The organism is Paenarthrobacter sp. TYUT067, assembly GCF_023656375.1.
Classification (GTDB): Bacteria; Actinomycetota; Actinomycetes; order Actinomycetales; family Micrococcaceae; genus Arthrobacter.
Genome location: NZ_JAMOIT010000012.1, coordinates 24131 through 38220 on the forward strand (window position 1 = coordinate 24131; position 14090 = coordinate 38220).

Here is a 14090-nt window from a genome sequence, read left to right on the forward strand (position 1 = left end):
GCAAGAAATGGCATGGGTTTGTTCCTGGGTTTGAGGCATGGCAGAACCCGCCCCCGCGAAGTGAGGGCCGTAACGGTTCTCAGGCTTTAGGTGGTGACGACGAGTTTGCCGCTGGCGCGGCTTTCCTCCATGTCGGCGTGGGCCTGGACGATGTCATCGAGGGCGTAGACCTTGCCGATGGGGACGGTTGCCGTGCCGTCGCTGACGGCCTGCAGGAATTCTTGGAGCACGCTGCCGGGAAGGTCGGCTGCTCCGCCCGTGTAGGAGGTGAGCCGGACACCGCGGGGAATGTAGTCGATGGGATAGAAATCCGGGATGGACCACTGGTTTGAGAGCATGCCGGTGAAGCAGACGACGCCGTGGACCCGGGTGGCGTGCAATGTGTCGCGCAATGTCGGAGTGCCGACGAGTTCGAGGGCAGCGTCGACTCCGCCGGGAACAATGCGGCGCACGGCGCCGGCGAGGTCGCCATCGTCAATCAGGACATGGTCGACGCCGATCGCAAGGAGTGCTGCCCGTTTGGCTTCGTTGCGGGTTGAGGCTAGGACGGTGATCCCGCGGCGTTTGGCAAGGATCGCTGCGGCCATGCCGACGGACGACGTTCCGCCGCGAATGAGCAGGCTTTGGCCGGGCCGGATGTCGAGGCCGATCGTGAGGGAGCCGTGTGCGGTCTGAAGCATCTCCGGGATGGCGCCGATGACGGACCAGGGCAGCTCTGATTCAAACGGTATGACCTGCCCGGCCGGCACGCACGTGTACTCGGCGTAGCCGCCGTCGAAAACGCGGCCCATGCCGCCCATCAGGGTGGCGACCTTTTGTCCCGCGCGGAACTCGCCGCCGGGGGAGTCCGCCACATCTCCTACAGCTTCGATCCCGGGCACGCGTGGAAACGTGACGCCCTCGGCCAGGCCCAGGCGGGTATGCAGCTCTGAGCGGTTGAGCCCGAAGGCCCGGACGCGGATGAGCACTTGGCCGGGCCGGGGCACGGGGATTGGCCTATCTTGTATGACCAGAGCCTCAGCCGGCCCGGGGCCGTCCAGCACAACTGCCCGCATGGTGCCGGCGCTCACTGCCCGGCCACCTTGGAGTCCAGCGCAGGTCGATGCGCACTGCGCACACGTGCCAGGAGTTCGAGCAGGGTGCTGGCCTCCTGCGTGGTCAGGGCCGGGGTGAACCAGCGGGCAAGTTCTGCCTCGACCACCTGGCGGGCCTGGTCAACCACCGCGGCCCCGGCCGGTGTGAGTTCCAGCAGGGAGGAACGCCGGTCGCCCGGGTTCATCTTCCGCGAGCAGAACCCCGCCGCCTCAACACGGTCGATGAGCTTGCTGGCGCCGCCCACCGTAATGGACAGCGCCGACGCAATATCGAACACCCTGCACGCGCCGACGGTAGCAACAACAACCATCGCCTCGTACCTGCCGAGGGGAACGCCGCATTCATCGCGCAGGCGGGCATCAACCGCGTCCCACAACTCCGTTTCGAGCCGTGTCAGCGCACTGAACAGCGGATAGAAGGCAGCGGGGTCGTCTCTGGTGTCCATGGCACGAGGCTAGCAGATACATTCCACGGAAGATACTTCCTTGTTTTCTACTTTCGTCGATGGATCAGAGAGCAGGATCGACCAGCAGCTTCATTTTCTGGCCGGCCCGGAGCTTCTCGAACCCGTCTTGGACCACCCCACTGAGGGGGATGTCCTCAACCCACCCTGTCGTCTTGTAGTGACCTTTGGCCATGAGGTCGATCACCGCTGAATAGTCGGCCCCGGTGTAGCAGATGGTCCCTTGGATGCGCCGCTCCCTCAGCACGAGGTTGATGAGCGGCGTCGGGAGGGGCTTTTCATAAATCGCAACGCTGATCAGCGGCCGGCGTTCACCGAGGCATTCGAGGGCTGATTGGACGGCAGGTGCAACCCCGGCGGCGTCGAAGGCCGCGTCAACGCCGTCGCCGTTGGTCCGGTCGGCGATGAGTGCGGTTACGTCCTGGCTGCTGGGATCCAGCGTGCGTGCGCCGAGTGTCTCAATGGACTTTCGGCGGGTCTCCGACGGTTCAACGACGTCGATTTCGGTCAGTCCCATCCCGCGGAGGGCAAACCAGATGCCGATGCCGATGGGCCCGGCGCCGTAAATCAGCGCGCGGCTCTGGTCGTTGACTTCGCCCATGGTCGCGGCGTGATAGGCCACGGACATTGGCTCCACCAGTGCGCCCATTTCGAGCGAGACATTGTCGGGGAGTTTGTGCACCTGATTGCTTGGCACGACTGTGTACTCGGCCATTCCGCCGTCGGCCATCAGGCCATGGAATCCGATCACGTTACACAGGTTGTAATGCCCGCTCTTGCACGGGCGACACACACCGCAGCGGTAAATAGGCTCGACTGTGACCCGGTCACCCTCGCGGACATCGGTGACGTTCTTACCGACTTCCGTCACCACTCCGGAAAATTCATGGCCCAAGGTCAGGGGCAGGCATTGGCCCGTGAGGGGGTGCGGGTCGGTCGGAGGAATGAAGATCGGGCCATCGTAGTACTCATGAAGGTCGGTACCGCAGATTCCGTTGCGGCTGACCTTGATCTTTACCTGGCCTTCCGCCGGGGAAGGTTCCTGAACGTCCCGGATCTCAAGTTTGTTCTTGCCGTAGTAGACCGCTGCGCGCATGGCGCCTCCTAGTTGTATGCGGGCATCAGATGATGCAGATGAGAATCTCGTTTGCGAACTCGCGGGACAGCCCGGGACGGGCGGCGTGACCGCTGTCCGTCCCGGGCTGTCCCTGCAGTGCCGATTAGGCCGGCGTCAGTGCCTTGCTGTCGGTCATGAAATTGGGGTACTTGTTCGAGGCCTCCTCGGCGAGGATGGAACGGTACTGCTTGATGCCGCCGAGGTAGAACATCACCGTCCGCTTCTTACCCGGGATGTTCGCCCCGAAAATCCACGAAGCGGCCTGGGGGAAGAGGGTCTGATGGGCGATATCCGAGCAGGTCTCTGTCCAGTCAGCCTCAGTGTCGGCCTTGGCTTCGATCCAGCCGGTACCGGAGCTCGACACATGGCCGATAGTCTCGCTGATCCACTCGACCTGGGCCTCGATCGAGGGCGGAAGGTTGGTGAAGGGGCCGTTGGGGCCGAGGATCATGAACATGTTCGGGAAGCCACTGGTTGCCATGCCGAGATAGCTGGTCGGGCCGCCGGCCCAGTGCTCCTTCAGCGTTTCGCCGTCCCGGCCCCGAATATTCACGCGGACGTAGTTGCCGTCCACAGCGTCGAAGCCGGTGGCACAGATGAGTACGTCAAGTTCGTGCAGGGTTCCGTCGGCCGTGACGATGCCATGCTCCGTCACCTGCTCGATCGGGTTCTCTTTGACATTCACGAGGGAGACGTTTGGGCGGTTGAACGTTTCGTAGTAACCCGAATCGCAAAGGGGCCTGCGGGCGTAGAGGTCCGTCGGCGTCAGTTTTCGGCGGGTCTCAGGGTCCTTCACGATTTCGGCGATCTTCCCGCGGATGAATTTGGCCGCTTCTTCGTTGGCTTCCGGGTCAGTGGCGATATCAGAGAAGGTTTCGAACATGAAGCGGAACCCTCCGCCTTCCTCCCAGGTCCTCTGGTAGATACGTTCGCGCTCTTCCGGGGTGACGCTGAACGTCGGAACGGCGCTCTCTACGAAGCCCATGGCGACGGAAGAGTTCCGGACCTGATCCCAGTTGGCCTCGAAGTTGTCCCGGTGCCCCTGCTGTTCCTGCAACGTAAGTTCGCGGTTGCCGGCAGGCACGCTGTACTGCGGGGTGCGCTGGAACGAGGTCAAGTGAGCAGCGACGGGTGCGGTGGCCGTGATCACCTGGTTGCCGGTGGAACCATTGCCGATCACACCTACACGCTTGCCAGCCAGATCCAGGTCCTCGGGCCAGGCGCCGGTGTGCACCAGGCGGCCCTGGAAGGATTCCATCCCGGGGAATTTGGGGAGGTTTGTCGCGGAGAGCAGGCCGAGACCCGTGACGAGGAACCGGGACTGGAACGTGACACCCGTGTCGGTCCGCACTGTCCAGGTGCCGGTGGTCTCGTCGAATTCAGCGTCAGTCATGCCGGTTTCGAGTTGAATGTGTTCACGGAGGCTGTACCGGTCCACGACGCCGTTCAAGTACGCCAGAATCTGGCGCTGGGGCACATATTTGGTGTTCCATGGGGTCTGCTGGTAGAGCTCGCGATCGAACGAGTACTGGTAGACGAAGCTCTCCGAGTCCGAGAGGGCGCCGGGATACTTGTTCCAGTACCAGGTCCCGCCTACGCCCCCTGCGCGGTCAATGGCGACGGCGTTGAGACCGAGTTCGTTGCGCAGCTTGTGCAGCATGTAGATGCCACCGAAGCCTGCTCCGACGACGAGTGCGTCGAGCTGGTAGATCTTCTCGGGGACGGCGTTGTCCATGATGTCATTTCCTCCGACTAATTGGGCTCTGTGAGATAATTCACTTTGTAGTTACCAGTCTGTGGTGGCACAACAAGGACGCGGTGTCTCGATTTGGGACACTTCCGTTCGACCCGAGAATCCGGGATTGATACCCTCTCGGCACTAATCGCGAGTGCTGGCGAGTGTTGATGGGCCGACATCCGGGCTGGCGGACGACATTGCAAAGGGGCAGATATGTCCGATCCGGTGCGGGAAGCGCGGGAGCAGCTGATTCGCGTTGGCCTCACAGGACCCTATGGGGCCAACGATGCAGTGCCGGACCTGATCGTGCGCAGTTGGCGACGGTCGCTCAGCAGCGCCGTCGAAAGCTCGGTCCCGTCTCAACGGTTCCAAGACGTGGATACGGACTCTCTGCTGTGCCGGGCTGCAGTTCCTGTGCTCGATCGTTGGCAACACCAGCTCGCTGACACTGGGACCACACTCTTCCTCAGCGACCGGGGCGGCAGCATCGTTGCCCGGCGAACGAGTGACAACAGTGAGCGACGGCGCCTCGACAGCATGCACGCGGCGGAGGGCTTCGACTACTCCGAGGAATCCATTGGCACGAACGGCCTGGGCACGTCCATGGTCGAGAAGCGCCCGGTTTTCGTCAAGGGGAGCCAGCACTACAATGACGCCTTGACCGCCCTGGCGTGTGCGGCTGCGCCCGTCTATACACCGGCCGGTCTGGTCGTTGGCTCAGTCTCGCTGGGCGGCCCACTCGAGGCTGCCAGTCCGATCATGCTGTCGCTGACGCGGGAGATCAGCCAGCAGATTGAGGAGAGATTCCGGGCGTCCTCCCGGCCCCAGGATCTCGCACTTGCGATGTCCTTTATGCGTTTCAGCAGCTCACAGCGTCCTACGGTGGTGATGGATCGAGAGTCCATCCTGGCTAACACGCCGGGCCTGCCCTACGTCAGTGTCGCGTCGCATGTCATGCTCTGGGAAGTGCTCAAATCTCACGACTGGTCATCCAGCAATACACTGCGGCGTGAATTGGAGGCCACCTCCATTGAGGTCACGGCCCGGAGGGTGGCGGATGGGCCGCGTGAGCACTACGTGGTGCACTTCTCCGATCTGAGTAACGCGTCCGACAACCCGTCTGGGCTGGCCTTGCCTTCTGGAGCACGGCTCGAGGGCAAAGGCGCGCCGGCGCCGAGCAAGACCGCTCCGGCCGTTGTTCTGGTAGATGGACCGCGTGGTTCTGGACGCGCGACAGCCGCCGGGAGGCGGCGTACGGAGTGGGGAAGTACGGCGCGTTGTGAAGTATTTGTCCTGTCCGCCGGGGCGGCTACTCCGTGGAGGGCCATCGAGGACCTCCTGGCAGGCGGTACCGACGTGCTGATCCGGCGGATCGAGGACCTCGCCGAAAACGAAGTTGCGGATTTGGCCGCTGTCGTCGAGCGGCACCAGAGAGCCAGGTCTGATGGGCAGCGTGCCAGCAGCCTTCTGCTGACGTCCTCGCGCGACCAGGCTGCGCCGGCCGTTCGGGCTTTTGTCGACACCACTGGAACCGAGGAGCGTACCGATGCCCTGGCCCGGACCCCGGAAAGGATCCCCGGACTGGTCAAGGCTATCCTCAACGTGGTTGACCCGGAATCGCGGCACACCATCTCGCCGGCTGCCCTGCAGTCCATGGTCCAGTGGAACTGGCCCGGCAATATCGCCGAACTTGCCGACACTGTAGCCGTCCTGATCGGGGACGCGAAAGGCTCGGTCATCGAACGTCGGCATTTGCCGAAACATCTGCAGCAGGCGCCCCCGCGACGTCACATGAGCATGATGGAGACGGCGGAGCGCGGGGCCATCATCAGGGCACTCGACGCGGCCGGGGGTAACAAATCGGAGGCCGCAGCCCTGCTGGGTATGGGGAGGTCCACACTGTATCGGCGGCTGCGCCAGCTTGGCCTCGATACAGGCGAAGGGTCGATCTGATACCGATGGCCGCGGCCCGGCGGCATGCATCAGGCCCCGGTGTCGCCGTCGAGGCTGATGACTTCTTCCAGCACAGCCTTTAGGGCCGGACTTGTGTCCTTGCGGCGCCACGCTGCCCGGAGATCGACATCGGCGGTGGAGTCCTCGAGGGGAATGAACACAACATGCGGATCTGTCGCATTCCGCGCAACAGACGCCAATGTCAGATGGCACCCTACTTCGGCACTTATCAGCGCCAGCGCGGTCTGCGTGTCAGGCGCCACCTGAACGATGTCGGCGACAAAACCGTTGGCATGGGCTAGCCGCCGAAGCCGATCTGGCAGGACCGCGCCCTCGAAAGGCGTCAGCGAAATGAAGGCCTCAGCGGCAAGCCGCCCCATCGCGATCCGGCGTGAGCCGGCAAGCGGGTGGGTGTCGGGCATTGCCACCACGAGTGAGTCCCGCATGACCACGCGGGAGGACACCTCTGCCGGGATGACGTCCCACCGTCCCAGCGCGATGTCTGTCTCCCCTTGCACCAGTTTTTTCATCGCAGGCTGGGCGAAATTCTGGCTGGACAGCTCCAGCTGGATCCTTGGCCTGTTGGACTTCACCTGCCTGGCGAGTCGGGCCACCAGCTGGTGGGTAGACACGCCAGCAAAAGCAATTCGCACCATTCCGGCCTCGCCGTTGTCGGCGGACCGGACGGCCTCCTCGGCTCGGCGAAGGGCCTCGAAAACCTCGGTGGCAGGGGCGACCAGCGCCTGCCCACTCGACGTGAGCTTCACGGAACGGGTGTTGCGGTCCAGCAGGCGCGTTCCGAGTTCAGTTTCGAGCTGTTTGATGATCCGGCTTAGGGGCGGCTGGGTCATGTTTAGGCGTTCGGCCGCCCGCCCGAAATGGAGTTCCTGGGCCACTGCAAGGAAAGCCCTCAGCTGGCCAACGTCCATGTTCTGCTCGCTCTTCTCGTTCTCCCCACCCTCTTCATTATTGAGTAAAAGGTATCACTGGAATCCTATTGAAGCGTCGGAACTGCAACAATTGTTGCTGCTCGACGTGGGGCAGGCTTTCAGTGCAAGTTTGGGGAGACCGGCCGAGCGGGCAACCTGGCGGTGTGCAAGGTTTGAACACTTCAGTCATCAGCGAGGAAGCGTCTTGCAGGATGAGGAAGTGCCGCAATCGCGGGACATCCCTCGGCTCACCGACGAGCTGATGGGTGATTACAGAAGAACGCCGGGAGGCAGACGGTGCGCGGCTGACTGGTGGCGCTGTGAAAGGGGCAAGGCTCCGGCCTTCGCCTTGCCGGCGCAGGGCAGCCCCAACGCGGCCCGGTCGGTCTCGGCACCTCTGCTCTAAGTACTCCCACTAGAGCTATAGGAGACAACATGTCACGTCGTGTAGAGGATCGCAGCATCCTTATTACAGGTGCCGGCAGCGGTATGGGCCGCGTAATCGCCCTCGCGCTGGCAGGCGAGGGAGCCAACATCACGCTCCTCGATCTAAACCTCGACGCAGCTAAAAGTGTCAAGGACGAGATCACCGCCGCCGGCGGTAGAGCCGTCGCCGTTTCCGGTAACGTCGTCAATCGGGCCGACGTAGCGATGGCCGTCAAAACCAGCGTGGAGTCGTTCGGTCGGCTGGACTGCATGTTCGCCATCGCGGGCATTATCAAGCCGACGCACTTCCTCGAGACCACCGAAGAGAACTTCCGCAGCACGCTCGACGTGAACGCCTTGGGAACCCTTATCTGCCAGCAGGAGGCCGCCAAGCAGATGATCAAGCAGGGCGACGGCGGCAAGCTCATCGTCACGTCCTCCATCGCAGGCCGTCAGGGCTACCCGAACTTCGCGTCCTACTGCGCGAGCAAGTTCGCGGTGACCGCTCTGAACCAGTCAGCCGCCCACGCACTGGCGAAGCACAAGATCACATCCAATGCATTTGCCCCCGGTGTCGTGGACACCCCGCTCTGGAAGAAGCTGGACCTGGACCTCATGGACATGGGCGATTCATCCCGCCCTGGCGAGGCCTTCGAGTCGTTTTCCGGAGCGAACCTGATCGGTCGCAAAGGTGTCCCGGAGGACGTGGTGGGCACGGCGCTCTTCCTCGCTTCCTCGGACTCCGATTACATGACAGGCCAGACCATCATGATCGACGGCGGCATGGTCCTCGTGTAACCAACTGAGCGCGCTGCCACCCGATGGGCCCGGGTTCGTGAGCCCCTTAGACCAGGGCACGGCAAGCCGCTCATCATTGGCCAACACGGTGCCCGTGGCCCGGTCGCATCTGCCCGCCGCGACCGGGCGACGGCCGGCGGTCGGCGCAGACTAGCCAGCCGCCGCATTCAGCACGGCGGATCCCGAGATGCCCGAGATGCCCGCGACAACCGCGGGAACCGCGGGAACCATGGATGGCGGGATCCTGGGGACGTGTCACGCGGCGGGAAAGTCCATCTGCGCGCGCTCCGGATAGGGGAGTGTCGCTCTACTCGAAGCCCTCAGGCAGCAGGTCGTGAGGCCGGATGCGGCTCGCCTGGTTCAGGCTCGAAGCCCTCGCCCCCAGATTGGGGCCCCGGGACCGACGACAGCGTCACCGGGGCGGTCGCAAAATCCTCAGCGCCGGGGTCGGCGGGCCATGCTTAAGGCCATCCAAAGGTCTGTCGCCGGGTCATTGCAATGACCCGGCGACGCCCCCTGCAGAATCGGAGGCGCCGCCGGAATCAACGGCCCGAGGTCAGTGACGTTCTCAGGCGACAGCCAGGTGCGGACGGCGCCTCTGCAAGGATGCCCTATAGGCGACCGCCTTCGAGATGGCGAATTCCAAGAGGATCACGACCAGAAGGAGGACGCCCGTGAACAGTTCGGTCACGAAGGCCTTGACCCCGATGGAAGACATTCCCGCAGCAAGGACCGCGGTGATGGCGATGCCGAACGCGACGTTGATCATGCCGCCGCGCCCTCCAGTGAGGCTGACTCCGCCGATGAGAACTGCCGCCAGCGCCAGAAGGAGCATGTTTGCCAGACCATCCGGCGTCGCAGACCCGCCCCGGAAGGACGACAGCGCCCCGGCCAGGGCGCCGCATCCACCGGAAATGGCAAAGGCGAGCACCAGACGTGACCTGAGCTTGACTCCTGAGGCGACGGCTTCCTGCCGGGCTCCGCCGATCGATGAGATCTCGCGGCCCCACCGTGTCCGCGACAGGAAGATGCCCAGAACGGCGAGCACGGCGATCGTTGTGAGCGACAGAGGCGTGAAGACCCAGATCCGGACCATGAGCGCATCGCTCAGCTTGTAGTCGGTGAGGGTGACCGGGACGCCGTCGGTCGCCAACCAGGTGGCGCCGCGGAGCAGGATCAGCGTTCCAACCGTGAACACGAGCGAGCTGATACCCAGCCGTGCAATCACCCAGCCTTGGAGCGAGCCGAGCAGCACTCCCACGACTGTGGCGATGAGGATGCTCGCTATCAGGCCGAGGCCTCCGAGTTGCACGGCGATCGCCCCTGCAAATGCGGCCATGGAGGCGACGGAAAGATCGAACTCGCCGGCGATCATCGTCACCGCCAGTCCGGCCGCGATGACGCCGAGCGGGATGAGTCGTTCGAGCGACGAGAACAGGGCAGCTTCCCCGCGAAAGCCGGGTGAGACCATCACCATGATGCCGACGACCAGCAGGAGGACGACTATTTGGAGCGAGTATTTAAGGAAGAATTCCTTGGCTGCGTTCATCGGGTACTGACCTTTCTGAGAACGTGAAGAGCTACCACGAGCACCACGACGATGCCTCCAACGAGGAAGACGCGCCAGCCGTTGTCGAGGCCGTGCAGGAGCATGATATTTCCCAGGGCCACGATAAGCAGCGCACCGAGCGCGGACCGGGTGGGGGATCCTTCGCCGCCTGATACGGCGGTTCCGCCGACCAGAACCGCCGCGATGACGTCCATGGTGAGTCCGGCCAGGTCGTTGGCCTGCATCTGATGCAGCTGTGAGGCGTTCAGGGCGCCGGCGACTCCGAGGCCAACCCCAAACGCGATGAAGGCCCAGATAGTGGTGGTCTGGGGAGAGATGCCGCTGTTCCTGGCGGTGGCGCGGTTGGCGCCCAGGAGGTGGATGTTGCGTCCGATCAGGGTGTGTTCGGTGAGGAACCACGCAACGGCCGTGAAGAGCACGAAGATGTAGACAGGCAGCGGGATTTCCAGGAAGTTCCACGTTGCCAGCCACGCCACGTCCACACTGCCCGCGGTTACCACGGCGCCCTTGGTAGCGATCGCCACCAGGCCATAGATGACCGAGCCCACGGCGAGGGTGGTGATGACGGGGTTGAGTCCGGCGCCGACGATGAGGCCCTGCATGATCCCCAACGTCACCGAGACCGCGACGGCGGCGCCGAGCCCAGCCAGCGCCGATCCGGTCAGGCCTGACACCGCAAGGAACACAATGCCGGCAAGAACGGTGGAGGACGCGATGCCGAGTGAGAAAAAATTGCCGGAAATTGTGATCGCAGTCATCGAGACAGCGATGATTCCGACGATGGAGGTATTGATCAGGATCGCTCGAATATTCGCAAAGGTGGCGAAATCGGGCGTGCTGATGGCGGACGCGATGAACACCGCCGCCAGGAGAAGCGGGAGCGTGTAGCTGTTGACGAAGCGGACGACGCTGCCTCTGGTTGGCCGGGCGGTGAAGTTGGCGGCAATGCTTGCTGTACTAGTCATGATTCGCATCCTCACGGTGCATTACTTCGCGGACGAGGGCGGATTCGGTCCACTCGCCTGCGGGTCGGATAGATGTTTGTTCGCCGCGGAAGTAAGTGGCGATCGTGTCGGAGAGGCCCAGGATTTCGTTGGTGTCCGAGGAGCTGACGATCACGCCTACCCCCGAGTCGCTGAGTCGCCGAAGCTGGGCGTAGATATCGGCACGCGCGCCGATATCCACGCCGCGGGTGGGCTCCTCAACCAGCAGGACGCGCGGATTAATTCCGAGCCATTTGCCCAGGGCCACCTTTTGCTGGTTCCCGCCCGAAAGCGTCCCCACGTTCGAGTTCATGCGTTTGACGTCGATGGCGAAGTGCGAGGCGTAGCGGTTTGTCTCGTCGACTTCCTGCCGGGCGCTGACGAACCCTACGGCGGACAGCCGGTGCAGCCAGGGCGACGACAGGTTCCGGCGGATCGGGACTCTCGCGAAGATACCGTCCTTCTTCCGGTCCGCGGAGCAGTAGGCAACGCCGGCCGAGATTCCGTTCTGCCTGCCGCGGGTGTTAAGCGGCTGGCTGTCCAGGAGAACCTCCCCGGAGACGATCTCGCCGACGCCGGCAAGTGCCTCCATCAGCTCCGCCGTTCCCGAGCCGAGCTGCCCGGTCAGGCCCAGGATCTCACCGCGCCGGAGGGTCAGGTTGATCTCGGAACGGAGCTCGGGAATCCGGAGCCCGCGTGTCTCCAGCACGACTTCACCGACCGCCGCGGATTTGCCCGGATAGAGGTGGCCCAGCTCCCGGCCGATCATCTTCGCGACGATCGTCTCAACATCGAGCTCTTTGACCTCTAGAGGGGCCTCGCTCTTACCGTTGCGGAAAACGGTGACGCGGTCAGCAATCTCGAAAACCTCGCCCAGCCTGTGGGTGACATAGACGACGCTCCGTCCCTCCGACGCGAGACGCTTGACGGCATCGAGTACGCGGACGATCTCAGCGTCGGAGAGGGCTGCGGTCGGTTCGTCGAAGATGATGACCTTGGCGTCCCTGGCCAGCACGCGCGCGATCTCAAGAAGTTGCATCTCCGCAACGGAGAGTTCCTCGACCGGTGTGGAAGGGTTCAGTCCGGCAAGCCCGACGCGCTCAAGGATCGCGACGGCGTTGTCGTTCAGTCTGCGGGGGCTCCACCACCAGGGCGTGCCCTGCTGGCCGAGCACGAGGTTCTGGGCCACGGTCATGGTTCCGACCGTGCTGAACTCCTGCTGGACGACGGCGATCCCGGCCGCCTGTGACAGCGAGACGCTGGAGATATTTGTCGGGGTTCCATCGATCTCGATGGAACCCTTGTCGGGTGAGACGAGGCCAGAGATGACCTTGACGATGGTGCTTTTCCCGGCGCCGTTCTCACCCAAGAGGGCCATGACCTCGCCGGCCCGGAGTTCGAAACGCACGTCCGAGAGGGCGTTCACTGCCCCGTAAGACTTGAAGATGCCGTTCGCCTCAAGGCGAAGGGGAGTGCTTCCAGTCATTCGTTTCTCCTAGGTTTGCAATGTGTGGCGCACAGGGCGCGCATCAGATGGGTGCGGAGCCTCGGACAGCTCCGGTGGTGGGAGGTATCCGAGGCTCCGCGGTTGGGGTGGACTCCAGTTGAGGGGTCCTATTTGCCCATCAGCTTGTCGAACGAGAGGCCCCAGATGTCGAAGGAGGCATTGTTCTCGGCCGTCACTTGGGGATTCATCATGTATGTGGCCGTGTGCGGGGCTTCGACCTTGAGTTCAGGCTTGGTCGCCGACGATTCGATAGTGACGTCGCCGGACTGCACCTGGCCGGTGGCGATGTACTGCGCGGCGGTCCGGACCACGAGGGCTCCCTCGATCACCGGGGACTGCAGGGTGGCGGACCAGATCTTGCCGCTGCGCAGGTTGGTCATGTCGCCAGAGGAGGTTCCGGTGATCAGGATGACGTCCTTACCCGGCTTCAGCCCGTTCTGCTCCAGCGCCTGCACCACACCGTTTGCCACGTCGTTACTGTGTGCGTAGACGATGTCGATGCCCTGTCCGAGGAAGCGGGGGATGACCTGGCTGGCTGCCTTGAAGCCGCCCTGCGCGTCAACGGTCGGGGTGGGTTCGACGGCGAGCATGTTGAACGCGCCGGGGGTGGCTTCCGCGAAGGCTTTCTCGCGGTCGTCACCGGCTGCGTACCCGGCGGTGAACCGGATCTCGACGACGTTGGGCTTGCCGCCGGGGCCGTGGAACTTGACCCCTTCGGCCTTGAGCTTTTCGACGGCGGCGAGCGCGTTGGCTCCGGCTTCCTTGCCGATGCCTGTGTCCGAGACTCCCGCGTAGGCGGTCACGTACTTGGACGCTTCCGGCGTGACCAGGTTGTTGAACTGGATCACTGGTGCCTGCGCGGAAAGGAGGCGAATCGAGTTCGTTGCGGCGGCGGCGCCAGCCGGCCACATCAGTACCGCGGCTGCCCGCTCACCGGTGGCAAGCCATTCCTGGACTTGCTGGTCCTGCTCGGTCTGGTCCCAGTTGTTCTCGACGATGTTGACGGTGTAGTTGAGGGCTTTCGCCTCGTCCTTGATGGACTGCGAGGCGGCCGCCAGATAGACGTTCGAGGTCGACGGCATGAAGACTTTGAGGAGAGCGCCGCCTCCATCCGTCGTGCCGGTGCCTTTGCCTTGGGACGCGGCCGGGGCGCCCGGGGCGGCGCTGCTGCTGCTGGTGCTGCATGCAGCGGTAGAGGTGAGAAGGCCGGTAGCGAGGACCGCAACGGCGATCTTTCGCCATGCGCGGGCATACGAAAAATGCATGTGTCTATGCTCCTTTGAATAGAGTGGGTGAGCGGGGTTGAACGCCAGGAATAACGCAGTGCGTCAGGATTTTCCTCATCGGCGGTTCGTGGAGATGCTCCACGGAATCAGGTGCGGCCGAGCCGGACCCGTTCCTGACCTGGTCGCAGGACAAACCCGAGTTCTAGGATTCTTGCGCGGATTAGCACCTGAATCCGTGCCCTGTACAGAACTTGAACATTGGTCCGCGGGTCAGACTCGCCGATT

At 63.5% G+C, this 14090-nt stretch carries 11 protein-coding genes; 2 read left to right on the forward strand and 9 right to left on the reverse strand.

Going from position 1 to position 14090, the window contains the following annotated elements:
* Window positions 1-86: 86 nt before the first annotated feature.
* The 4 genes from MOD31_RS12220 to MOD31_RS12235 all read right to left on the reverse strand — a co-directional run bounded on the left by MOD31_RS12220 (window position 87) and on the right by MOD31_RS12235 (window position 4410).
* Window positions 87-1070 (reverse strand): zinc-binding alcohol dehydrogenase family protein, encoded by a 984-nt coding sequence (locus MOD31_RS12220; protein ID WP_250820737.1) that lies wholly within the window; start codon window positions 1068-1070, stop codon window positions 87-89.
* Complete coding sequence (locus MOD31_RS12225; protein WP_250820738.1) at window positions 1067-1540, reverse strand: MarR family winged helix-turn-helix transcriptional regulator; 474 nt, start codon at window positions 1538-1540, stop codon at window positions 1067-1069. Before MOD31_RS12225 ends, MOD31_RS12220 begins: the two co-directional genes overlap by 4 nt.
* Window positions 1541-1604: 64 nt before the next feature.
* A complete protein-coding gene (locus tag MOD31_RS12230; RefSeq protein ID WP_250820739.1) occupies window positions 1605-2654 on the reverse strand; it encodes a 2,3-butanediol dehydrogenase in 1050 nt (349 codons plus the stop codon).
* A 124-nt stretch (window positions 2655-2778) separates the two neighbouring features.
* Window positions 2779-4410, reverse strand: a complete 1632-nt coding sequence (locus MOD31_RS12235) for an NAD(P)/FAD-dependent oxidoreductase (RefSeq protein WP_250820740.1) — start codon at window positions 4408-4410, stop codon at window positions 2779-2781.
* Window positions 4411-4626: 216 nt separating this feature from the next.
* Between MOD31_RS12235 and MOD31_RS12240 the strand changes: the two genes are divergently transcribed.
* Window positions 4627-6366, forward strand: coding sequence for a helix-turn-helix domain-containing protein (locus MOD31_RS12240; RefSeq protein WP_250820741.1), 1740 nt, complete (start codon window positions 4627-4629; stop codon window positions 6364-6366).
* 29 nt (window positions 6367-6395) lie between these two features.
* Here the strand turns inward: MOD31_RS12240 and MOD31_RS12245 are convergent, their stop codons facing one another.
* On the reverse strand, window positions 6396-7295 hold the full coding sequence (locus MOD31_RS12245; protein ID WP_250820742.1) for a LysR substrate-binding domain-containing protein: 900 nt from the start codon (window positions 7293-7295) through the stop codon (window positions 6396-6398).
* 435 nt (window positions 7296-7730) lie between these two features.
* Here MOD31_RS12245 and MOD31_RS12250 point away from each other — a divergent pair, with 435 nt between their 5' ends.
* On the forward strand, window positions 7731-8519 hold the full coding sequence (locus MOD31_RS12250; protein WP_250820743.1) for an SDR family oxidoreductase: 789 nt from the start codon (window positions 7731-7733) through the stop codon (window positions 8517-8519).
* Between the two features lie 568 nt (window positions 8520-9087).
* Here the strand turns inward: MOD31_RS12250 and MOD31_RS12255 are convergent.
* The 4 genes from MOD31_RS12255 to MOD31_RS12270 all read right to left on the reverse strand — a co-directional run bounded on the left by MOD31_RS12255 (window position 9088) and on the right by MOD31_RS12270 (window position 13844).
* On the reverse strand, window positions 9088-10068 hold the full coding sequence (locus MOD31_RS12255; RefSeq protein WP_104175857.1) for an ABC transporter permease: 981 nt from the start codon (window positions 10066-10068) through the stop codon (window positions 9088-9090).
* Entirely contained in the window at window positions 10065-11054 is a 990-nt protein-coding gene (locus MOD31_RS12260) for an ABC transporter permease (protein ID WP_250820744.1), read from the reverse strand. The genes MOD31_RS12255 and MOD31_RS12260 overlap by 4 nt, the downstream gene beginning before the upstream one ends.
* The gene (locus MOD31_RS12265) at window positions 11047-12558 is read right to left on the reverse strand and encodes a sugar ABC transporter ATP-binding protein (protein ID WP_104175859.1); all 1512 of its coding nucleotides are present in this window, start codon (window positions 12556-12558) and stop codon (window positions 11047-11049) included. Before MOD31_RS12265 ends, MOD31_RS12260 begins: the two co-directional genes overlap by 8 nt.
* 128 nt (window positions 12559-12686) lie before the next feature.
* The gene (locus MOD31_RS12270; RefSeq protein ID WP_250820745.1) at window positions 12687-13844 is read right to left on the reverse strand and encodes a sugar ABC transporter substrate-binding protein; all 1158 of its coding nucleotides are present in this window, start codon (window positions 13842-13844) and stop codon (window positions 12687-12689) included.
* Window positions 13845-14090: the final 246 nt, after the last annotated feature.